General features: G+C 54.9%; 16 protein-coding genes. 6 read left to right on the forward strand and 10 right to left on the reverse strand.

What is annotated here, in order from left to right; all coding sequences use genetic code 11:
- Positions 1-84: 84 nt before the first annotated feature.
- Together eutC and KO116_RS18425 are read right to left on the reverse strand one after the other, a co-directional pair.
- Complete coding sequence (eutC, locus tag KO116_RS18420) at positions 85-921, reverse strand: ethanolamine ammonia-lyase subunit EutC (protein WP_035564648.1); 837 nt, start codon at positions 919-921, stop codon at positions 85-87.
- Complete coding sequence (locus tag KO116_RS18425; RefSeq protein WP_035564649.1) at positions 911-2326, reverse strand: ethanolamine ammonia-lyase subunit EutB; 1416 nt, start codon at positions 2324-2326, stop codon at positions 911-913. The genes eutC and KO116_RS18425 overlap by 11 nt, the downstream gene beginning before the upstream one ends.
- A 208-nt stretch (positions 2327-2534) precedes the next feature.
- Here KO116_RS18425 and KO116_RS18430 point away from each other — a divergent pair, with 208 nt between their 5' ends.
- The gene (locus KO116_RS18430; protein ID WP_035564650.1) at positions 2535-3497 is read left to right on the forward strand and encodes a helix-turn-helix domain-containing protein; all 963 of its coding nucleotides are present in this window, start codon (positions 2535-2537) and stop codon (positions 3495-3497) included.
- Here KO116_RS18430 and mdoH read toward each other — a convergent pair.
- The 5 genes from mdoH to KO116_RS18455 form a co-directional block, all read right to left on the reverse strand.
- Complete coding sequence (gene mdoH / locus KO116_RS18435; RefSeq protein ID WP_035564651.1) at positions 3480-5993, reverse strand: glucans biosynthesis glucosyltransferase MdoH; 2514 nt, start codon at positions 5991-5993, stop codon at positions 3480-3482. The genes KO116_RS18430 and mdoH overlap by 18 nt on opposite strands.
- Positions 5986-7209, reverse strand: a complete 1224-nt coding sequence (locus KO116_RS18440; RefSeq protein ID WP_235272426.1) for a glucan biosynthesis protein G — start codon at positions 7207-7209, stop codon at positions 5986-5988. Before KO116_RS18440 ends, mdoH begins: the two co-directional genes overlap by 8 nt.
- Positions 7210-7432: 223 nt before the next feature.
- Positions 7433-8812 (reverse strand): IS1380 family transposase, encoded by a 1380-nt coding sequence (locus tag KO116_RS18445; RefSeq protein WP_035564654.1) that lies wholly within the window; start codon positions 8810-8812, stop codon positions 7433-7435.
- Positions 8813-8890: 78 nt separating this feature from the next.
- Entirely contained in the window at positions 8891-9295 is a 405-nt protein-coding gene (locus KO116_RS18450; RefSeq protein ID WP_035564655.1) for a glucan biosynthesis protein, read from the reverse strand.
- 358 nt (positions 9296-9653) lie between these two features.
- Positions 9654-11999, reverse strand: a complete 2346-nt coding sequence (locus KO116_RS18455; protein WP_035564657.1) for a bifunctional diguanylate cyclase/phosphodiesterase — start codon at positions 11997-11999, stop codon at positions 9654-9656.
- A 493-nt stretch (positions 12000-12492) separates the two neighbouring features.
- Here KO116_RS18455 and KO116_RS18460 point away from each other — a divergent pair, with 493 nt between their 5' ends.
- From KO116_RS18460 to zigA, 5 genes are all read left to right on the forward strand, one after another.
- Positions 12493-12840 (forward strand): helix-turn-helix domain-containing protein, encoded by a 348-nt coding sequence (locus KO116_RS18460; RefSeq protein ID WP_035564659.1) that lies wholly within the window; start codon positions 12493-12495, stop codon positions 12838-12840.
- A gap of 308 nt (positions 12841-13148) precedes the next feature.
- Complete coding sequence (locus KO116_RS18465; protein WP_035564837.1) at positions 13149-13781, forward strand: class I SAM-dependent methyltransferase; 633 nt, start codon at positions 13149-13151, stop codon at positions 13779-13781.
- Between the two features lie 97 nt (positions 13782-13878).
- On the forward strand, positions 13879-15267 hold the full coding sequence (locus tag KO116_RS18470) for a PepSY-associated TM helix domain-containing protein (protein WP_035564660.1): 1389 nt from the start codon (positions 13879-13881) through the stop codon (positions 15265-15267).
- A 3-nt stretch (positions 15268-15270) separates the two neighbouring features.
- The gene (locus KO116_RS18475) at positions 15271-15546 is read left to right on the forward strand and encodes a TIGR03643 family protein (protein ID WP_035564662.1); all 276 of its coding nucleotides are present in this window, start codon (positions 15271-15273) and stop codon (positions 15544-15546) included.
- Between the two features lie 90 nt (positions 15547-15636).
- A complete protein-coding gene (gene zigA, locus KO116_RS18480) occupies positions 15637-16863 on the forward strand; it encodes a zinc metallochaperone GTPase ZigA (RefSeq protein WP_035564665.1) in 1227 nt (408 codons plus the stop codon).
- 113 nt (positions 16864-16976) lie between these two features.
- Here zigA and KO116_RS18485 read toward each other — a convergent pair whose 3' ends face one another.
- The 3 genes from KO116_RS18485 to KO116_RS18495 form a co-directional block, all read right to left on the reverse strand.
- A complete protein-coding gene (locus tag KO116_RS18485; RefSeq protein WP_035564667.1) occupies positions 16977-18506 on the reverse strand; it encodes a sensor domain-containing diguanylate cyclase in 1530 nt (509 codons plus the stop codon).
- 147 nt (positions 18507-18653) lie between these two features.
- Positions 18654-20660, reverse strand: coding sequence for a RecQ family ATP-dependent DNA helicase (locus KO116_RS18490; RefSeq protein WP_035564669.1), 2007 nt, complete (start codon positions 20658-20660; stop codon positions 18654-18656).
- An 81-nt stretch (positions 20661-20741) separates the two neighbouring features.
- Entirely contained in the window at positions 20742-22484 is a 1743-nt protein-coding gene (locus tag KO116_RS18495; RefSeq protein WP_035564671.1) for a SulP family inorganic anion transporter, read from the reverse strand.
- Positions 22485-22492 lie beyond the last annotated feature (8 nt).

The following is a 22492-nucleotide window of genomic DNA, read 5'->3' on the forward strand; positions in this document are numbered from 1 at the left end:
TCGTCAGCGGCGTGCTGTTGTTTACCAACGTTGTTCCGTTTTGTTATGTGATCGTTGTTATGGGATATCGCTTTTTGGGTGACGTTAATCCGCCACCAGGAAGTTACGTGTCGAGCCTGATGCTGATTCACCTTCCAACACATCGTCTTCGCTGCGGTCTTTCAACTTAACGCCAGACAACTTGAGCTGACGGGCCTCTTTTAACAGCAGAAAGAAACGCCGGGCGGCCTCCTCTATTTGCAAACCCGCCGGGCGCACGTTGGAAATGCAGTTTCGCCGATCATCCTTGAGCCCCGGTTCCGGCGCCCAGGTCATATACAATCCCAGGCTATCCGGTGAGCTCAGCCCCGGCCGTTCACCGATCATCACCAGCACTGCGTCCGCGTTGAGCAGCCCACCAATCTCATCGCCAATGGCCACCCGCCCCTGCTCAACAATCGTTAACGGCGCTAGCTGCCAATCAGCGGTGTCGCTGCTCAACATCTGATAAAGCGTGCTAAGAAACGGCGCGCTGTTTTGCTGCACGGCGAGCGCGGAAAGCCCATCGATCACGACAATCGCAAGGTCATAGTGCTGCTGGGACGCGGCGGCTTGCTGCAGGTGCTCACGGCTCTCGTCGTTAAGGCGTCGGCCATAATCGGGCCGCTGCAGGTACATGGCACGATCCTGGGCATGGCTGTGCAGGCGCAGCGGCGCCTCAGACACATTTAGGGCTTGGGTCAGCTCGGTGGAGAGCGCTTCGACATCCAACGGACAGTGAACCGCATCCTGGGCCTGGGCGTGAGCCAACTGAAACGCCAGCAGCTTGCTGGTCGGCAGGCTAACCCCAGCGCGCCCCAGGCCAATGCGCGCGTCGGTAAAAGCATTCAGCCTCTCCCAGGGGTTCTCCACCACGATGGGGGATGACGAATCAGGTGCCATGGCGCGACTCCTTGGGCAGATGGCGCAGGCTATTGGCAAAGGCGGCCGGAAGCTGGTCATTGAGCCGGTGGGTGCTGACATCCTGGAAAATCTGCATCTCTTCGAGCCAGCGCTCAAACTCCGGCGCGGCCTTGAGCCCCAGTACCCGCCGTGCATAGAGCGCGTCGTGAAAGGAAGTCGTCTGGTAATTGAGCATGATGTCGTCAGAGCCGGGGATACCCATGATGAAGTTGCAGCCCGCCACGCCCAGCAGCGTGAGCAGATTATCCATATCGTTTTGATCGGCTTCGGCGTGATTGGTGTAGCAGACATCGCAGCCCATAGGCACACCCAGCAATTTTCCGCAGAAGTGATCCTCAAGCCCTGCACGGGTGATCTCTTTGCCGTCAAAGAGATACTCCGGGCCGATAAAACCCACCACGGTATTGACCAGCAAGGGGTTGAACTTGCGCGCCACCGCATAGGCGCGCGATTCGCAGGTTTGCTGATCGAGCCCGTGATGGGCATCGGCGGAGAGCGAGCTGCCTTGGCCGGTTTCAAAATACATCACGTTGCGGCCTACGGTGCCACGATTGAGCGACTGCGCAGCCGCTTCGGCCTCGGCGAGAGTGCTCAAGTCAAAGCCAAAGCTGCGGTTGGTGGCCTCGGTGCCGCCAATCGATTGGAAGACCAAATCGACCGGGGCGCCTTGCTCGATCGCCTCCAAGGTGTTCGTTACGTGGGTCAACACGCAGGACTGCGTGGGGATTTGATACTTCTGAATCACCTCATCCATCAGGCGCATCAGCTTGACGCTCTGGGCGACGTTATCAGTCGCGGGGTTGATACCAATCACCGCATCGCCACTGCCATAAAGCAGGCCATCCAGGATACTGGCAGCAATACCGGTCACATCGTCCGTCGGGTGATTAGGCTGGAGTCGAGTAGAGAGGCGGCCCGGCAGGCCAATCGTGTTGCGAAAGGCGGTAGTGACCCGACACTTTTTAGCGACCAGAATTAAATCCTGGTTACGCATCAGCTTGCTGACGGCAGCGGCCATTTCCGGGGTAATCCCCGCTTTCACTTCCGTTAATACATCGCTAGTCGCGTGATCGGAGAGTAGCCAGTTACGAAAATCGCCCACAGTGAGATGACGAATGGGGGCGAAGGCGTCGGCGTCATGATCATCCATAATCAGCCGGGTGATCTCATCCTCTTCGTAAGGAATCAGGGCCTCATTCAAAAAGGTGGTCAGCGGGAGTTCGGCGAGTACCATTTGAGCGACCACCCGCTCTTCGGCACTCTCCGCCATTACGCCAGCCAATCGGTCGCCAGAACGAGGCGGGGTGGCTTTGGCCATCAGCTCGGCTAGGCTTGCGAAGCGGTAGCTGCGACTCCCCACCGTGGTGTGATAGGTCTGCGCCATGGAGCTTTCCTTTTTTACGACTGCTTTTTATCGCGCTGACTGCGCGTTGAGGTATAAAACTTGCTTGTTTCCACCATAGCGCTATCACTAGAGAGGGAGTATCGAGTTTTGGCAAACCCGTTAATATTTAATAAATTTAAATAAATACAGAAAGTTAAGGCGTTAACCCAGCAATATTGGGCTCATATAACGCTCCGAGGAGAGCCCCATGACCACGCTCGAAAGCGCATTTGCACCAAAAAGATGCGTTCAGGAAGCGTTCGATGCCGATGAGCACGCGCAAAACCTGACGCGCTGGCAGCAGGAGTACGACCAGCTCAGCCCTGGCAGCTTCTATGGTCGCCTGGATGAAGTGGCATTAGAAACGATGCAGGTGTTCAAGGAGCACACTGGGCAAGCGCTACGTCAGCAGTGTCGGGTATGGCCAAACTCGCTATGGATCGGCATCCCCACGACTCGACATGGCACGCGGATCAATGGCCAAGCGCTTAGCGAGGGCGACGTAATGTGCCGCCCCGGTGGGCGGGATTTTGAATTGGTGACGCCGGAAGAATTCGATATCTATGGGCTGGTGATTCAATTACCAGTGTTAGCAGAGGCCGCTAAGCGACAGGGGATGAGCTTGGATACAGGCTGGGACGTCATGCCCCGTCGGCAAGCAGCAAGCGAAACGCTCAATGCCGTCGCGTTTCTTATCGAGCGCCTGCTGACTAGCCAAACGCTGTCTATTGCTAGCCATATCCATCAAGACATTCTGCTGATGGCGCTACTGGAACTCCTGCAAGCCGAACAGCCTAGTACAGAGCTGCCGCCCAGCTACGCGCATCGCAAAGAAGTGGTTGACCGGGTAAAGCGCTATGTGGACGAGCACATGGATGGCCCGGTGACCATGGATGAGCTTTGCCAGTTGACCCATGTTAGCCGGCGCACGCTGCAGTACAGCTTTACGGCCATTTTGGGCATTAGCCCGCTGCAGTATTTACGTTTAACGCGGCTCAATCGTGTCCGTCGGGCGCTGCGAGCCGCATCGCCCGAGCAGTCAGTAACGGAAATAGCCACTTACTGGGGCTTCTGGCATCTGGGCCAATTCGCCCACGACTATAAGCAGCAGTTTGGTGAGTGTCCGTCACACACGCTTAATGCAAAAGTAAGCTTAGCTAAAGGTTGGTAGATGCGTGGATTCACGCCCTGGCAGACCCAGTTCAAACCAACTGTGATGCGCCTTACTATCGACCCATAGGTGATAGTGCAATTGAGACATCATCACTGGATCATCTAGAAAATCCAGCCGCTCCAATCGACTCATCCCCGCTGGCCCCATCAATACGGCGCGAGAAACCCGCTCGGCTCGGCGCTGGCGTATGGGCTCGACATCGGTGTGCCGTGATGTGCCTAAAGCTGTCGCTAACGCATTAGGAACGGGCTCTACCACCACTCGGACAAAAGAGGGAGCCGACATCCCGGTGTTCATCTGGGCAAGCAAGCTCACCATGCGTCGCAGCACCCTTGGTGGCTGCGTTTCTTCAGGAATCCGGAACAGCCGCTTTTGAAAGCTGAGCTGCCCTAATGAAACACGGCTCGATAATGCCGACACCGGGATGGATAGCATCAAAGCAACGACAATGGGCGAGAGCCACCAAAGAAAAGTGGGCTCCATCACGTAAACACCCGCTGCCCACACAGCCCCTATGAGAGTCTGTGTCCAATGAGCACGAATGGCATCACCCCACGTCGTGTCGCTATTTTCCCGGGACGGTGAGCGCCACTGAACCGCCCACCCCATCACTGACGTCAGTACAAAACGGGTGTGAAACAGCATTCTTACCGGCGCTAATAGCATCGAAAATAGCGACTCGAGAACCATGCTCGCCAGCACCTTGAGCGGCCCACCATATTGACGACTGCCCTTTATCCACACCAGCAGTACGCTGAGCAGCTTAGGTAAAAACAGCAGTAACGCGGTCACACCGAATAACCCCACCGCCAAAGTAGGATTCCACTGCGGCCAAACAGGAAATAACATTCCCGGTTCAGGAAAATAGTCGGGCGTGCTAAAGGTATGCACGGCTAGCAGTGCGGTAGAAAGAACTAAAAAAAGACACCATAACGGCGCTGACAGATAAGACATTAAACCGGTCAGGAAGACGGCGCGGTGAACGGGATGAATACCTTGCGAGAAAAACAGCCGGAAATTCATCAAATTTCCGTGGCACCACCGCCTGTCGCGATTGAGCTCATCAAGCAGGTTAGGCGGCATTTCTTCATAGCTGCCTTCCAGTTTATAGGCAATCCATACCCCCCAACCCGCGCGCCGCATCAGCGCCGCCTCGACAAAGTCATGGGATAGTATCTCACCGGACATGGAGCCTTTACCGGGCAGCGGCGCCAGTATGCAGTGCTGCATAAACGGGGCTAGACGAATGATCGCGTTATGGCCCCAGTAGTGCGACTCGCCCAGCTGCCAAAAATGGAGCCCGGCGGTAAACAACGGCCCATAAACCCGCGTCGCAAACTGCTGCATGCGAGCGTACAGGTTGAGGCGCCCCGAAGCGCGGGGCGCTGTTTGGATAATGCCAACCCTCGAGTGCACCTCCATCATTTGCACCAACCGGGTCAGGCATTTGCCGCTCATGACACTATCGGCATCCAGTACCACCATGTAACGATAGAGAGCCCCCCAGCGGCGGCAAAAATCGTCCAGATTACCGCTCTTGCGTTTGACACGGCGTTGTCGTCGGCGGTAGTAAACTTGGCCGAAAGCATCCAGGTCACGGCACAACACCAGCCAAGCGTAGGTTTCTTGAATGGCAATATCGGGATCGGACGTATCGCTCAGGATAAAGATATCGAAATGCCGGTCATTACCCGTGCTGCGCAGTGACTCCAGGGTGGCGCGCACGCCGGCAAAGACCCTGGCAACATCCTCATTACAGATCGGCACCAGCAGTGCTGTGCGCGCCTCATCATCAATAGGCTCGTCGCCCACTTCGCTGTCAATGGCGTAGCGATCATGGCTTCGTAATAGTTGGAAAAACCCCATCAAAGCGGTCCAAAATCCCGCGGACACCCAGGCGAACAGCAGCACAAACAGCGACAGGATAGTGACCTCAAGCCACTGCAGGCCCTGGCCGGGGAGTACGGTACGCATCTGATTGGCAGCGATGATACTTTGACCGAAAATCAGCACCAGCAAAATCCAACGACGCCTTCTGGCGACCCACTTCCAGGACGCGGAGGGTGACTCTCTTCTGCGCTTTCGAAAATCACCGTTAGCCCAGCGCTTGAAACGTCGCCCAATATTCACGAAAGGATTGGTCGACCACTTCTGGGGCGCCAATGGCGTTCGTTTCATCGGCGGCGCCGTTCGCAGGCGCGTAATGCCAGACGTGTCCGTTGACAGTACCTCTGGTGGTGCTAATGGCGGCTCTGCATAGGCAAGCGCTAGGCGTCGACCCACTGATAATGCCGCGGGGTCATCACTATTTTTATTCTGCCAATCACTATCACTAACCCCACCCAACGCAGCATGCAGTGAAGCCATATCAAGTTTATCAAGATCACCGGCTAATAGCGTGTAGCGCTCCTTACGATCCTGGGTTTCCAACGCCAACCGCTCTAAATACAGATCCGTTGGCGCTGCCTGGGAGGAAGACATTGTTTCAGCCATTAGCGGGCAGCCTGTAGTACCACGTTTCGGACATTTGTTTGCCATCGAGCATTAGCTTGGCCCTGATATCCAAAGGCTGACTGCCATTACTGCGCTTCACGTTGACAAATACACGCCAGCCGTTGGTCGCCGGGTTATGAACAACGCGACTATTGGCTAATTCGCCATTATCGCCAACACTTGCCTCAACGGTCATATTTGCATCGCGGCCGATACCGGAAAGCGAGGGCCCGATAAAATCGAGAACGAAAGCGAGCGTACCGTCGGGCTCGCGCACCAGGTTATCGCGAATCACCTCTCCCCGTGAGCGACGTGTTTCTTCAACCCACGCAAGCTGAGGATCAAGGTGACGGCTTTCATCGGTTGTGAACGTAATACGGTAATCGAACGCCAGCGGGGTTTCAGGGTCATGTGCTTCATCAGCCAGCCACATCGAAACGATGTTGTCGTTGGTCTCGTTGTCTGTCGGAATCTGAATCAGCTCAACACTGCCTGCCCCCCATTCATTTTGTGGCTCAACCCAGGCGCTTGGGCGTAGGTCATAGCGTGCGGCAATATCCTGATAATCGCTAAAATTGTGGCCACGTTGCATCAGGCCATAACCGCGTAACTGAGGCGTTGCCTGTCGATTCATCATCAATCTGGCTGGATTGGCTAGCGGGCGCCATGTCCAACCATTTTGCGCATCATTGATTAATAGGCCATTAGAGTCATGGATTGCCGGGATATAGTGTTGTGTCGAAGAGGGCTGCTCTGGGCCGTAAAGGTACATGCTGGTGAGCGGTGCTATCCCCAATTTCTCGACCGCCCGGCGCAAATATAGCCGCGACTGCACGTCGACTAAGGTGTCTTCTCCAGGACGCAGCACGAAGCGGTAGGCGCCAGTAACGCTAGGCGAGTCAAGCAGGGCGAAAATCGTCAAGTACTGGCTTTCTGGGCTAGGTTCGATGATCCACATTTCTGTAAAACGAGGAAACTCCTCGCCTGAAGGCAACCCTGTATCAACAGCCAGTCCGCGCCCTGAAAGACCATAAACCTGCCCTCTGCCAATAGCGCGGAAATAACTTGCCCCCAGAAAGACCATTATCTCCTCATTGCGGCCACCTTCATTGAGCGCATGGTTGATCTTAACACCGGCAATACCAATGCTATTGCTGTTCTTCACTTCGTCGGAGATGCCTAAATCACCGTAAGTGAAGTCATCAGCCCGCCTCATTCACGAGGGCTCTGATCGGGCAGTCTGAAGCTACGTGCCATCGGCATTGCTCGTAAGGGTCCGTATTTCCGGCGTGAGCGCCTGCTTCGTAATGCCCGAACACTGCGTTTCTTTCGCCGATTTATAACCTCCAGGAATTAATCTCGACCTTCAAAGCAGCCGTGATCGCCGAACGCCGCTCCGGTCGCTCGCTTTCTGATGCGGTGGTGGTCTCGCAGGAGCGTCAGCTCAGTGCGGTCAGCTTTGGCAGCCCCTTAAGCAAGGTCGGCCACCACTTGTCGGCAGCGGCTCCGAGATGAACCGTGATTCGCCGAGCGTGCAGCCTCAGCGTGGCGGCCACCTTCAGCACCTGCTCGCGCATCCGACTCAGACTCCAGCCTTGTCGGGTTTGCCGCTCCAGCAGGCAGCGCAGGCCATGCAGGACCTGGTAGGCGTAGAGGCTGAGCAGCAGGCTCACCTCGTTGCGGGCCATCACGTCCTGAACGGTGGAGGCGCCGCGATCCGTCGACGAGAGGTGCACGTCGAGTGCCGACTTCACCTCGCCCATATGGGCTTCGGCGCTGCCCCGCTTGCGATAGAGCGCCAGGATCTTCTCCGGCGGCCAGTCGAACTTGCCGAGGTTGGTGACCAGGAAGAAGGCATGCAGCAGCAGGTCATCGGGGCGTTCCTGCACCACCAGCACTACGCGCCGCGGTGCCGGCCAGGAGCCGGCTTGGTACGCCAGGTCGTGGCACCACTCGCGAGGCTGCTCGGGTGGCCGGCCGGGTGGCCGCTTCAGGAGCGGTGCTGCCAGCTTCTGTAGACCGGTGTGACTGCGCAACCGGCCCAGGTATTCGATCCCCCGGTCCTCCAGGGCTTCCAGCGTGTCGTTGTCGGTGAATCCGGCGTCGATGCGCACACGAACCTGTGCCCCGGTGCTCTCGTTGAGCCGCTTCACCAGGTGCGGGATCCAGGTGTCGGCGTTCTCTGCCGGGCCGGCGTTACCCTCTCGCAGTAGCCCGCCCACCATGTCGCCTGTTTCGGCCAGCGAGGCGACCAGTGGGGAGTAGATGCGGGCTCCGTAAAGGCCATGATAGGCCGAGCCGCCCTGGTGGCCGTGGACTTCGATCGGCAGGCCGTCGATGTCCAGGGTCAGCTGCCTGGGCCGCTCCCCGTTCTTCAGCGAGGTCAGGCGCCAGAGCACCAGCCGCAGCAGGCCTTCGTGCACGGCATCGATGTTGTCGTTGCGGCCAAGGCAGGTCAGCAGCCGCGACAGCGTGGCTTGAGACGGCCTGTCCTGCGCCAGGGGCGTCGTCCCGCGCGCGTCGCTGCAGGCCAGCTGCCAAAGCCGGTCACGGCGCAGCGAGTCGGTATCGCTGAGATCGATCCAACCCATGGCACGCTGCAGCACCAGAGTACGCAGCTGACTGGCCAGTGAGTGGCGGACGCGTAGCGGATTGCGGAGGTCGACCAGATTGTCCTCGAGCGCCTCGATCACGCCGCTGTTGTCGAGGGCTTCACGCAGCAGCAAAGCGCCGCTGTCGCTGGTGGTGCGCTGGCCGCTCAACTCGACACGGACAGAGCTGTTGCACGAGGGCGTCCAGGTGGATAGGCTTTCACCCATAGCGGATGGCTCTCTTGGTTCAGGTTCTTGCCGGAACGTTCTGATTTCTCAAGAGAATACCATCCGCTATCTTCGTTTTCAGGTCGGCCTCATGAATAAGGCGGGATCAGGGTTGTACGCAAAGCCATGAACCTCGCCTTCCTGATCAATGCTGTTTAATTGGATAGCGCTGTCGTAATGCATCCCTTCATGGATAAAGCTCAGGGTGAAAGGTGCGCCTCTACCGCTCCACACGTCGCGATCTCGCTTGTACTGTATTTGCGCATATTCCGCAAAACTGAGTTCTCGCAGCTCATTGGGCAACGACGTTTCTGGAGCACGATAGCCCTGCTGGGCTAGCTCTTCTGCTTTTCTAGCGACATCTTCAAAGCCAAACGCAAAAGCCTCAAGAGGGAAGCTTCCAACCAGCAGCCCGCCTAGAACAGCTAGAGAAAAAAAATCGTTGCGGCGTGAAAATTTGCTTAGCGGGGTCGATCCACTCATTTAGCGTAATCCTCCTGTACAATCCTTTGCCTGAAATCAAATACGCTTATTTGCCGAATCGACATACGTGAGAGACCATTCGATCAGCTAATTGCGTCCTTCTGCTATTGCTCGCCATCGCCAAAACCCACGCCATGCGCGTATGTAACGATTAGATTACATTTTAGGTATAGCATGAGTCTAGACTACTTGGCACCCTGATTGGCCGAGCTTTTTGAAAGGACTGAGGCAAAAAAATTAGAACTTACTCAATATGTTGAACCGCGTGGAGAGGCGCTACATTAAGCGGGTGGTCTATTACAAGCCGTAGTTTTGCGAAAACCCTGCGCCAATACTTAGCCAACATCTACCGGTTAGATTAGCAGAGCCAGCGCTGAACAAACTGCTCGGCGGCCAGTGGCCGGTCAAAGTAGTAACCTTGACCTTGGTTGCAGCCAAGTGAAAGCAAGGCGGCGATTTGATCTTGGCTTTCAATACCTTCGGCAATGGTTTCAAGCCCTAACGTGTTCGCCATGGCAATAATCGTCGCCACGATGACACGGTCATTGTCACTAGTGAGCATATCGCGGACGAAGGAGATATCGATTTTTATTTTATCGGCGGCAAAGCGCTTCAGGTAGGCAAGCGATGAGTAGCCGGTGCCAAAATCATCGATAGATAGCCCCAACCCCTTTCCCTTTAATACTTCGGTCATGGCGATCGCTTTTTCAGGATTTTCCATGATGCCGCTTTCGGTAATTTCCAAGCTAAGTTGCGAGGGCTCGATGCTGAAACTAGCACAGCTATCAAGCAGGTTAGCGACCAGGCTTTCTTCCTCGAACTGCTGTGCGGCTATATTGATCGCTAGCTGCCCCGGCATTGAATGGCCCTGCGCCCGCCACTCAGCCAGCTGTCGGCAAGCTTCTTCAATCACCCAATAACCAAGCGCTACAATCATCCCACGCTCCTCGGCGATGGGAATGAATTTACCCGGCGATACGTCGCCAAGCTCTTCATCGTGCCACCGGCACAGCGCTTCGGCGCCAATTAATTGGCCACTGTTTAAATCAACCTGGGGTTGAAAGTGCAAGCTTAACTGTTTTTCTGCAATAGCGGACGCTAAACGCTTGGCGATATTCAACTGCTCAGCGACGACGCGCCCCATCCAGGGTTCAAATATACAGGTGGAAAGCTTTTGTCGTTTAGCCTGGTACATGGCGATGTCAGCATGCTTCAAAAGCTCCAAGGGCGTTGCCGCATGCTGGGGATAAAGCGAAATACCGATGCCCATTGAGAGTTCAAAGGAGTGCTCCTCAACCAGCATCGGGTATGCAATGCTATCGCACAGCCGCTGAGCGGCAGCTAACGCACCAATCGCTCCTACGCCAGGGCAAACGACGACAAACTCATCGCCCCCTAATCGGGCCAAAAACTCATCCTTCGTTAGCGCCGCAGCAAAGTTGCGAGCAACGGCCTTCAGAACTAAATCGCCCAGATCGTGCCCTGCGGTATCGTTGATCTCTTTAAAATGGTTCAGATCCAGCAGCAATAGCGCCAGCTCAGGGGTCTTCGTATCGGCGAAGACTCGCTCTAAGTGGCTCATAAAAGCGGCCCGATTAGGCAATTGAGTGCCAGGATCACAAAAGGCTAATTGCCGTATTCGTACTTCGTCTCGCTGACGCTCAAGCTCTGACGCTGCACGCGCCGCAAATATCTGCAGCACATTACGCACGATATCCACTTCGTCTAGCGGCTTTTTAAACATGACGCCCATAAGGCCCATCGGCTGACCATGACTGTTATCAAGCCGACGTCCTACATAGCCGTTCACCCAATTTAGCGCCCAATTGCTCTCCTTAGGCAGCATGATGGCGGCACCCTCATGAACGATACACTCCTGCTCAACCATCACCTTATGGCAGGGAACCCCAGGCAGATAGTAGGCAAAATTATCCTGTAGTTGACCATTTACATATAGCGTTAAGGTATGCGCAAAATCCGAATCCTGCTCGTCCAACAACGCAATAAAGCCCACTTCGGCAGACAGCGCCTCCGCCATATGGGCGGTTAGTTGATGCAAAAACGCTTCGCCATTTTCAGCCGACACCGCCGTCGCCACGTTAACAACCGCTTGTTGAAAGCGTTGCTGTTCATTAATGGTATTAACCAGTGTTTCATTGTGCCGACCAATACGCTGAAGTGCCCGCTTCTTATACAGTAGCCGCTCTTGGGTATGGCTTTCCGCTAACTGACGTGCCAACTCAGCCCCTGCCAGCGCAGAAGCAATACGTAATACATCATCGGCATATATAGGTAGTACCAAAGGAGAGGAGTGCATCAGCGCAATAACGCCTAAAAAGCGGCCATCAGGCGCTGTGATAGCGATGCCCCAATACCCTTCAACGTTGAGTAAATTTAGCCGCTTATCATTCGGGAAGTGCTGGCAAACCCGAGAGGAAATAAAATATGTTGAGAGGTCAGCTACTTGTTGACATGGCGTGGCTTCCAAAGCATAAGGAGCCCCCTCACTAAAAGCTTCCTGTGACCACATGGCCAGCGTGGTCGCCATCTTATGGTGACTATCGATGTGCTCTACAACGGCATGATCCACTTTGAGAATATCCGCTAAGGACCTCACAATGTGGTGAAAAAAACCCTCTTCGCTGACGTAAGACAGCTTATCCGCTAACTGTCGAAAAATTTCTGGTGCCGAGGTAGGGGACATGTTATTAAACGCCTTCGGATTAGTCGTGCCAAAATCAAGCTACTTGCCAGCTCTTTCTGAACAGCATTTTTGAAAACCTCACTCATACACGCCATATAAAATATTCCAGCATCTACTTAGGCTTCAAAAGCGTTAATGAAAAAATCAGATCACTGACATCTATTCACTTTTAAAACCTTTCAACTAGAAGCTCAACACTGCCAAAATTAACTCATACTTTATTATTAAACATTGTCATAAAATTTCTGTTTCTTTGCGGCATAAACCTATCCGCTTCAAACTTCCAGGCCTTACGCTGTGCATTTAGGCTTTTTTCTTTTTTAAACGCCCAATTAAACTTATTTCATCAACAACTAATATTTCAAACAGCAACCATATGAAACAAAAAGTTACCTTTACCATCCAAACCAACCTTAGAGGTTGATATTCAACCCAAACAGCCCTTCATGTCAATAGGTCGTTCCTCAACCATTTAGGTCTAATGGAGGACGTTGTGAATAAAACAGAACAGGATCGGCTCGCAGGCAGTATTGGCAGAGCCATTGCCAAACAGAGGGTTCGCAGTCAAATGACTCAAGAAGAAGTCGCTGAGCGCTTAGGCGTTGGCAATGAAGCCGTTTCTCGCATTGAGCGCGGGCGGGTGATACCCAATATTGTGCGTCTAATAGAACTTGCGGATGTTTTTAATTGCGAAGCTGCCGAATTACTCGGTCAAGCAAGCTTTCATATTGATGACCAGTCAAGCAGGATGAAGCAGCTTCTAGCACCTTTAAACCAAAATGACCGACAACTTGTGATGGATATAGTGGAGAATTTAACTGCGCGCCTACAGCAAGGGTAACTGTATAAGATGGCAAGCGTATATTCTTGTCATCTTAATATAAATTATATCGTGGCAATCGCTATACAAACCTATAAAGGTAATTATAACTTTTCCCATTATCTCAACAATAAATTAGAAAAATTGAATGCAATTTATTGGTGTTTAATGTATTACACTTCTATTCCAGGATTCTTTCATAAAACAATTTTAAAACACTGATGCGTTCTATTTGGTTGCACAACCATTTTTATGCTATAGAAAAGCCTGATGTAAATAGTCAGGTTTTGCTATTCAGCCATCGCAGCGTTGCGCTGCAAAGAGGCGTTATGTTCAACACGACTGCTTGGAACCGCCTGCGCTATACCGCTTACGCCCCTTTTTATGATGTGGTTGCTGCTCGTGCTTTCCGCAGGCCAAGGCGTATTGCGCTAGACCAGGTGGATTGGGAGCCAGGTATGCGGGTGTTATTGGTCGGCGCCGGTACGGGGCTAGACCTGCCTTTTCTGCCGCAGGATATCGAATTACACGCCACCGACTTAGCCCCAGCCATGGTTAAACGCACGGCTAAACGGGCTGAAACGCTACGCCGCGATGTGGAGTGCCGGGTGATGGATGCCGAGGCGCTCAACTACCCCGACGAGCACTTTGACGCCGTTATCATGCATCTTATTATTGCGGTCATGCCCAACCCACAGCGAGGGCTTGCAGAGGCGCACCGTGTGCTTAAACCCGGCGGCCAGCTGTGTGTGATGGATAAGTTCCAGCCAGATGAACAGCCTGCTGGGGCAGGCCGACGTCTGTTGAACCATCTAACCTCAGCGCTTGCCACCGATATTACGCGCCAAGCACAGCCACTGCTCAGCGAAGCTGGGTTTCAGATTCGCCACGACGAACCGGTACTAATGAATGGTCTGTTCCGTGCGGTCCTGGCCGTCAAGCCCGCTCCTTCTAGCCGCTAAACATGTGACTATTTACCGCTATGCACAGGCTAGCGGTTGCTAATTAAACTATCTAAGCTGTCTGGCTAATTTACCGATACCACTCTGATTCAAGCCAATGACAGCCCACCCCTCTCACCTCACCAGTAAGCTGCTTTTTGCCCTGCTTAGCCGCTTACACCTGTATATTGGCCTCTTCGTCGGCCCTTTTATTCTTATCGCGGCGCTGTCTGGTATCGCTTACTTACTCAGCCCACCACTTGAAGAGTGGCTCTATCATGACACCCTGTATGGCGTTACGCAGGGTGAGCCTCCGTCACTTGCTGAACAGATCGCTGCTGCCCAGCGGCACCTGGGCGCCCCAACCTTGCCCAGCGCGGTGCGCCCTGCACCGGCTTTAGGCGACACCACCCGGCTGATGTTTAGCGAGTCAGGACTGGGGCCTTCTGAACATCGGGCGCTGTTTATCGATCCCATTACCCTGAAAGTAACCGGCGACACAACGGTCTACGGTACCAGCGGTATCTTGCCGCTACGCACAGCGATTGATCACTTTCACCGCCAACTGCTGATGGGCGATGTAGGGCGCCTTTACAGCGAATTAGCCGCGTCTTGGCTTTGGCTTTCTGCTCTGGGTGGCGTCATATTGTGGATGCGGCAACGCCATACGCTGAAAACGCTTTCTGCAGCCCATACAACCCGGCGACGTCACGCCACGCTAGGATTGGTACTTGCCATCGGACTGCTGTTCTTCTCGGCGACGGGGCTTACTTGGTCGCAATGGGCGGGGGGCAATATTGCCGAGCTGCGCAATGTCTGGGGTTGGAACACACCTAGCGCCTCAACGGCGCTAATCGACACTGACGACCAAACCCCCGACGAACATGCCGAGCATCACCGTCATATGGCAATGGTTTCCTCGACCATCACTTTAGAAGATTTTGATCGCGCGTTGAGTGCAGCACAAGCAGCAGGTTTAACGGCTAGCCGCCTCCAGCTATCCCCTCCGGCCAGTGAAAACCAGGCTTGGCGGGTAGCAGAAGTTGATCGGCGCTGGCCCACCCAGGTAGACCAGGTCGCGCTGCATCCGCACAGCATGGCGGTGACCGATCAAACCGACTTTGCCACCTTCCCTTTGGCCGCCAAGCTCACTCGCTGGGGAATTGATCTGCATATGGGCGTGCTATTTGGCTTGGTTAATCAAGTAGTGCTTGCATTGATCGCTGCAGGGCTTGTGACGCTAATGGGATGGGGGTACGCCATGGCATGGCGGCGCCTGCGCACAGCGAGTGGTCAGCGTTTTCCCACGGTTTCAGAGCCATGGTTACTGCTCCCGATCAAAGCCAAGCTCAGCGTGCTGTTAGTTGCTATCGCGCTAGGTCTGGCACTACCCGTTTTAGGCGTCAGCCTTGCGCTGTTCATCGTGATCGATGCGTTACGCTGGTATGTGAAAAAGCGTTACACTGCCCGCCACCTAAATGCCCACCCTTCCAATACATCGAGGTGATCGATGCCAAAAGCACCCGTTAAACGCTTTCGTCGCTTACCCGATGACGAGCAGTCACGCGTTATCGAGATGGCCTGGGAAGACCGAACGCCATTTGAAGCGATCGAAACGCTGTATGGTTTAGCCGAACCGGATGTCATAGAGGTAATGCGTCACCAGCTCAAACCCGCTTCGTTTCGCCTATGGCGTAAACGCGTCACCGGCCGCGCGACAAAGCATACCGCGTTGCGTTCACCGGATATTCTACGCGGCTCCTGTCCCACGCAATATAAGCGCTGATACTGCAGTTACCAAAACAAGCCTTTATCTAAACACCTCTTTATTGTTATATTATCACATAACATAAATGTGTTTAGAGGCGTGCTAGCAATGACTGCGTTTTCTCCCCTACCCGTCACCGTGCTTTCGGGTTTTTTAGGTGCTGGTAAAACCACCGTACTCAACCATATTTTGGCCAATCGTGAAGGTCGCCGGGTGGCGGTGATCGTTAACGATATGAGTGAGGTCAACATTGATGGTGCACTGGTGCGCGGTGGCCCTGGCGAATCGACGCTGGATAGAGATGTTGCTCTGAACCGCTCTGAAGAGCGCTTGATAGAGATGAGTAACGGCTGCATCTGCTGCACCCTGCGCGAAGACCTGCTGGAAGAAGTCAGCCAGCTGGCCAGAGAAGGAAAATTCGATTATCTGGTGATTGAATCCACTGGGATTTCCGAGCCGTTGCCCGTGGCGGAAACCTTCACTTTTGAAGATGAAAGCGGCCAGAGCCTTTCCCACGTTGCCCGGTTAGATACCCTGGTGACCGTTGTCGATGGGGCCAACTTTCTTGAGCAGTACCGCGAAGCGCAAAGCCTAGCAGAAGCCGGTGAAAGCTTGGGTGAAGAGGATGAGCGCAATGTCGCCGACCTGCTGGTCGATCAAATCGAGTTTTGCGATGTGCTGCTCATTAGTAAGACAGACCTAATCAGCCAAAAAGAGCTGGCAGCCCTGCAGGCGATTTTACGCTCGCTGAACCCTGATGCAGAACTAGTGCCGATCACCCAAGGTGGCGTGCCGTTGGATAAAGTACTCAATACCGGCAAGTTCAACTTTGAGCGGGCCCAACTGGCCCCCGGCTGGCTGAAAGAGATGCGCGGCGAGCATGTGCCTGAGACCGAAGAGTACGGCATTGGCAGCTTCGCTTACCACGCCCGTCGGCCCTTCCATCCGCAGAAATTCCACGATTTACTCAACCAGGAGTGGTTTGGCAAAGGCCTGTTACGTTCCAAAGGTTTCTTCTGGCTTGCCACCCGCCCCCAGGCCGCTGGTCAGTGGAGCCAGGCAGGCGGTATCGCTCACCACGGCCCGGCAGGTGTGTTCTGGAAAGCGATCCCCGAAGAGCGTTGGCCAACCGACCCAGAAACGCGTCAGTTTATTATGGAGAAGTGGCAGGAACCGTTTGGCGATATGCGCCAGGAGCTAGTCTTCATCGGCCAAAACCTGGATCAAGCCCGGATGCGCGAAGCGCTGGACGACTGTCTGTTAAGCGAGGCAGAACTGCTGGAAGGTATGGAAGCGTGGAAGCAATTATCTGACCCGTTTCCTTCGTGGGAATAGTCACTGGAGTGATGCAAAAACAAAAGAGAGAGGCCGCGGCCTCTCTCTAAAGTGGTAAATGATGAAGCTCACTATGCCCTTATACTTCCAATAACGTTAATATTCGCTTTTAGTTAGTGACCATATATCGCAATGCCACAGCGACCACTGTGTTTAACAAAATACATGGTTTGGTCGGCTGCATTCATAAGCTCTCGGCTATTGGCAAAACCACCGTCGCTGAGGCAAGCAATACCGATAGAAACGGTGACATGGATAGGCTGACTTTCCACATAGGCGATAGGCTGTTCAGCCAGTTGATGTGCTACTTTTTTCGCTAACAGTTGGGCGGAATCGGCGTCTTCATCAGGCATTATGATCATGAACTCTTCCCCACCGAAACGTCCGGCTAGGTCGCTATCACTTATAAGCCTCCTGATGAGCTTTCCAAAGTTTTCGAGTATTACGTCCCCCACCAAGTGCCCGTATCGGTCATTGATCGTTTTAAAATGGTCCAAATCAATAAACGCCACCGAAAGAGTGCGCCCCTCCTCCCGGCATTGGGCAAAATGTTCGCTTAGTTGTTCTTCCAACCATCCACGATTAGCCAGCCCTGTGAGCGGGTCTATGCGGCTGCGGACTTCTAACTCGCTTTGACGCTTAAGCAGGTTTGCTAGCTCTGACTGTTGCTGTTCTAAGCGCGCATTCAAAGCCAATGTTTGTTGAAATAAGAGATCCTGTGCTTCCGCCAACAGCGCTTCGCTATCCTGGTTTTTGGGGGCCGTAATTTCTAGGACATCTGCTAATGAGGGGAGCTGCTTTTCGATCGTAGAGAGCAGCGAGGCAAGTTCGATTTGCTGGGCTTTTGTGTGGCTTTTAAGCTTGCGCATTACACTGACCAACGAATGGGCAGGAGAAGGGGCAAGCCAAGCATCGGCGATATGCCCTGAAAGGCGCACACAGAATAAGTCTATTGGGGCGGAAACATAATCCGCATGGCTGGTACCAATCGCTTCGGCAAGATGAGAGGGAACGCCCCACTTTGCTGCTAGCCAAGCACCTACGGTAGCGTGATCGCAGCCAAACAGCAGTTGCTCTGAATGGCTAAGATCGGAGTGATGCGTTGGTAGCGGCTCATAGATGGCTTCAACATCGTCAGGATAAAGTGATTTTAGAGCCAATACTCCTATGTCCTGCAGAAGCGCTGCCGTAAACACAAACCCTGCTTCCCCAGGACACAATTGCTCTGCCATGTAACGCGCCGCAATAGCAGCAATTAAAGAGCGACTCCATACCTGCTGCAAATAAGCAGCTTGGTCTTTATGTTTGAATAAGTTAAAACTTAGCGTGGTGGCTAGGGTAGTGTCTAAGCCAACACGCGCCACCGCCTCTTGGCAAGTATGGATGGTCGGTGCACTACGAGCGTAATAAGCGCTGTTGGCCAGCGCCAATAAACGTATGGTTAGTATGGGGTCCGTTTGAATGGCCTCCGCATAGGCCTTCACACTCGCATTTGGCGAGCGAGCAACGTCGAGCACTTTAATCGCGGCTGACGGTAGTGTCGGTAGAGTGAAGCAGTTATTAAGCCCTTCGCGTATAAAGTCGGGCAAGGCAGAGGTTAAGCTGAGCTTTTGGCTGTTGTCGGTTGGTTGAATAGCTAGCATTTCGGTTCCCTTGGCGAAGTATGGCTCCGAGTGTTAGCACCCAGGCGCCTAACTCATTATTTATTCCCTGGCTAGGAAGGTACGACAACTCCAAAGCTTAGTCCTAAAATCCTGTTTTGCTGAACTTATTGCTTGAGTTCAGGTTTGTTAGCCATTAATTTTTTGCCTACTCGCCACCCACTCACGCACTTGTGGATAGGCGCGCTGCTCAAACACGGCGAAGCCCTCAAGGCGACGGGCTTTGAGCGGGGTAAACACGGGCATGGTTAGACCACATAGAAAATGCGCCAGCCGATGCGCGCAGGGAGGCTGACCGAACTGCTCAGTGTGCCGCTGAATGAACGGAGCGGCATAGTACTGAAACTCCGCATTGCTCGGTACAGGCTGCGGCGGCGCGTCCGGCAGCGTTACGGGTTGGCCGTAACATACCGAGCAATGCCCGCAGCGGCCCTGCTCGGTGTCGGATGGCGTGTCAAACGTGCGATCACCGAAGTGCTCCGCTAATCGCCGCGTCAGGCAGCTCTCCGACTCAAAGAGCGCCAACATCGCCTGTAGCCGTTCTATCTCGATGCGTTCACGACTCAGGCAGTCGTCGTATAGCTGGCGAGCCAGCGCTTCTATCGGCACAGGCGACTGGCATATCTCATACACATCAGTCATCCGCTTGCCTTCCAGGGTCAGCCAGCCCTTATCCTGAAAGTACTCAAGCGCGGTGATCACCCGGCTGCGGGAGGCATCGACCTGCTGCGCCTGTCCCACGCGAAGCAAGCGCTCGAAATCTACCGTGCCCCAGGTGCGAGCAATGGGGATATGGTCAACCAGTAGACGCACAAAGGCCGCCCGCTCGCCTTCGAAACGGCTCACCAACGCCTCCGGCTCGATGTGATAACGCAGCCGATACTCGGCCAGAAACGCAAAACGCGGTGCAATCACCCCATGCATTTCCAGCCGCACCAGCAGCGTCTTAAGCGGCAGGAGACGGATATTGGTATCGCGGGAAAGCGTGTTGAGCAGCACTTCCCACTGGCGGTCTGGCGTGTTGGCGGCGGATGCGATCTCCTCAAGCAATCGAACAATGCCGCTGTATTCCGGCGTGTCGCCGTAGACGAAGTTCTCCAGCACCCTCAGACCGTCACGCCCGGCCATGGTCAGGCAGGTGGAAGGCAGGCCATCGCGACCTGCCCGGCCAATCTCCTGGCTGTAGTTCTCGATGGATTTAGGCAGGTCATAATGCACCACGTTGCGAATATTGCCCTTATCAATGCCCATGCCAAAGGCAATGGTGGCCACGATGCAGTGCGACTCGCCGCTCATGAACTGGCGCTGAATCTCGTCACGTTGCTGGGATGCCAGTCCCGCGTGGTACGCCTGAGCAGCGATGCCCTGAGCCTGTAGGGCGCTAGCAACCTGCTCTGCCGTGTGCTGGAGCGTGACATAGATGATCGTGGGCGCTTCGCCGCCCGGCTGCATTTGTGGCCTTAGCCACGCAACAAGCTGCTGCTGGCGATCTTCCATGGCCGGCGCGACCAGCAGCTCAAGGTTTGGGCGATAAAAGCCGGTAGTTACGATATGTTCTGGGGCGATGGCAAACTTTTCGCGCATATCGGCAATCACCGCTGGAGTGGCGGTGGCAGTGAGCAGCAATACCTGGGGAATGGCAAACTCACGCTGGTAATCCGGCAGTTTGAGATAATCAGGTCGGAAGTTATGCCCCCACTCGGAGAGGCAGTGGGCTTCATCGACGACCAATAGTGATATCGGTACCTGACGGAGAAAATTCCGGAAGCGCTCGTTTTTCAACCGCTCTACCGAGACCATGAGGATGTTCAGCTCGCCGCGTTTAGCCCGCTCCATGACTTCGCGGGTGGCGTCGCGCTCTTGGGTGGAGTCGATACTTGCGGCGGCAATGCCGCGGGCTTGCAAAAAGGCGAGCTGATCCTGCATGAGGGCAAGCAACGGCGACACCACCAGTGTCAGGTGCGGCAGATGCAGCGCGGGTAGCTGATAGCAGAGTGATTTCCCCGCCCCGGTGGCAAAAATTGCCGCCGTGGAGTGGCCCTTCAAGACGTGCGATACCACTGCCTGCTGGCCGCCGCGAAAGTCGTCAAAACCGAATACTGCTTTTAGCGTCTGCTGCGGCGAAGCTGAGGTCATGGCCATTTCCTGGAGAGTCGTCAAGGCATCAGCGGCTAACCTAACGCGTTCACGCTGTTTTCTCCAATCATCAACAGCACGCTAGGGCAACGTGGCCGGTAGCTGACTCGCACTGGCCGGATGCGCCAGCGCCTGCCAGGCGTCATAGGTGGTAAAGAACACTTGGCCGGTGAGCTCGTGATAAAACGCCGTGTGCTTTAGTCGGTCCATCACCGGCCCTTTCACCTCGGCTAGGTGAAGTGTGGCCCCGGCGTCTTTCAGCCGACCGTTGATCGCCTCCAGGCTCTCCAGGGCCGAAGCATCGATGACATTCACTGCCTGACAGGTGAGCACAATGTGCTTGATCGACGGCGAGCGGGCGGCCAGCGCCATGACGGTATCTTCGAGATAGCGAGCGTTGGCAAAATAGAGGCTTTCATCGATGCGCAGCATGGCGACATGCTCGTCGGTTTCTACCTGATGGCGCTTCACATTCCGGAAATGCTCGGTGCCCGGCACCCGCCCTACCACCGCACTATGGGGCTGGCTGGTGCGGTAAAGGTGTAGCCCCAGCGAGAGCACCACCCCGCTGATAATGCCCACTTCCACGCTGTGCAGAAGGGTCAGCAATAGGGTAGCGACCATCGCAATGCCATCGCTTCGGGAGTATTGCCAGGTTCGCTTTACCGCAGGCAAATCAATCAACGTCCCCACTGCCACGATAATCGTGGCGGCCAGCGTGGCGGTGGGTAAAAAGGCCAGTAAGTCAGTGAGTAGCAGCGTCGCCAACACAATCCCAATCGCGGTAAAAGCCCCCGCCAGTGGCGTTGCCGCCCCGGCTTCAAAATTGACCACCGAGCGTGAAAAACCGCCCGATACTGGCGAGCCGCCGCTAATGCCAGCGCCAAGATTCGCCATGCCGAGCGCAATCAGCTCTTGGTTGGGGTCGATACGCTGACGGCGCTTGGCGGCCAGGGTCTGCGCCACGGACACCGACTCTACAAACCCTACCAAGCTAATCAGCAGCGCCGCCGGCAGCAGGCCGAGCCATAACGATTGATCCAGACTCGGCAGCGTAATGGCAGGCAGGCCACTGGGCACAAAGCCCACCACATCGACCCCGCGTTGCTCTAGTTGGAAGCCCCAGGCCAACAGGGTGGTCACTACCACGGCCGAAATAGGCGCGGCTTTCACCATTAACCCTGCCCAGCTGGCAGGCATTCCCAGCTTGGTCAGCCAACCATTCAAGCGCTTGCGACACACCCATAGATACACCAAAACGCCAAGGCCAATCAGCAGCGTTATGACATTCACCTGCTGCCACTGGCCCAATAGCGCTCTCAGCAGTTCCACCACGTTATGGCCGGATGCCTCAACACCCACAATGTGCTTCAACTGGCTAATCGCGATCAAAATTCCCGAGGCGGTCACAAACCCGGAGATTACCGGATGGCTAAGAAAGTTGACTAAAAAGCCTAGCCGAAGCACGCCCATCGCGATGAGAATGAGCCCCGAGAGCGCGGCCAGCACCAGCGCCGCACCAATATATTCCGGGCTGCCCGGCGCGGCAAAACTGCTCAGCGCCGAGGCCGTCATCAGTGCTGCCACCGCCACCGGCCCTACCGCTAAACTCGCGCTGGTGCCAAAGATGGCGTACAACACCAGCGGCAGCATGCTGGCATAGAGCCCCATTTCCGGCGGTAACCCTGCCAGCATGGCGTAGGCCAGCGCTTGCGGCACCAGCATCAGCGTGACGATCACCGCGGCAAGTACATCCCGCGTGAGCAAGCCCCGGTGATAGGTTCGCAACCAGCCGATTAGCGGCACCCAGCGCTCAATGATCATGATGCAGT

Origin of the sequence: Halomonas sp. KO116 (assembly GCF_000734975.2) — a bacterium.
Taxonomy (GTDB): domain Bacteria; phylum Pseudomonadota; class Gammaproteobacteria; order Pseudomonadales; family Halomonadaceae; genus Vreelandella; species Vreelandella glaciei.

Excerpts from the sequence above, each read along its gene's own strand:
- eutC (WP_035564648.1), bottom strand. The coding sequence starts at position 921 with ATGGCACCTGATTCGTCATCCCCCATCGTGGTGGAGAACCCCTGGGAG.
- KO116_RS18495 (WP_035564671.1), bottom strand. The coding sequence starts at position 22,484 with ATGATCATTGAGCGCTGGGTGCCGCTAATCGGCTGGTTGCGAACCTAT.
- KO116_RS18475 (WP_035564662.1), top strand. The coding sequence starts at position 15,271 with ATGCCAAAAGCACCCGTTAAACGCTTTCGTCGCTTACCCGATGACGAG.
- KO116_RS18485 (WP_035564667.1), bottom strand. The coding sequence starts at position 18,506 with ATGCTAGCTATTCAACCAACCGACAACAGCCAAAAGCTCAGCTTAACC.
- KO116_RS18455 (WP_035564657.1), bottom strand. The coding sequence starts at position 11,999 with ATGTCCCCTACCTCGGCACCAGAAATTTTTCGACAGTTAGCGGATAAG.
- KO116_RS18465 (WP_035564837.1), top strand. The coding sequence starts at position 13,149 with ATGTTCAACACGACTGCTTGGAACCGCCTGCGCTATACCGCTTACGCC.
- KO116_RS18445 (WP_035564654.1), bottom strand. The coding sequence starts at position 8,812 with ATGGGTGAAAGCCTATCCACCTGGACGCCCTCGTGCAACAGCTCTGTC.
- mdoH (WP_035564651.1), bottom strand. The coding sequence starts at position 5,993 with ATGGCTGAAACAATGTCTTCCTCCCAGGCAGCGCCAACGGATCTGTAT.
- KO116_RS18430 (WP_035564650.1), top strand. The coding sequence starts at position 2,535 with ATGACCACGCTCGAAAGCGCATTTGCACCAAAAAGATGCGTTCAGGAA.
- zigA (WP_035564665.1), top strand. The coding sequence starts at position 15,637 with ATGACTGCGTTTTCTCCCCTACCCGTCACCGTGCTTTCGGGTTTTTTA.
- KO116_RS18440 (WP_235272426.1), bottom strand. The coding sequence starts at position 7,209 with ATGAGGCGGGCTGATGACTTCACTTACGGTGATTTAGGCATCTCCGAC.
- KO116_RS18450 (WP_035564655.1), bottom strand. The coding sequence starts at position 9,295 with ATGAGTGGATCGACCCCGCTAAGCAAATTTTCACGCCGCAACGATTTT.
- KO116_RS18470 (WP_035564660.1), top strand. The coding sequence starts at position 13,879 with ATGACAGCCCACCCCTCTCACCTCACCAGTAAGCTGCTTTTTGCCCTG.
- KO116_RS18425 (WP_035564649.1), bottom strand. The coding sequence starts at position 2,326 with ATGGCGCAGACCTATCACACCACGGTGGGGAGTCGCAGCTACCGCTTC.
- KO116_RS18490 (WP_035564669.1), bottom strand. The coding sequence starts at position 20,660 with ATGACCTCAGCTTCGCCGCAGCAGACGCTAAAAGCAGTATTCGGTTTT.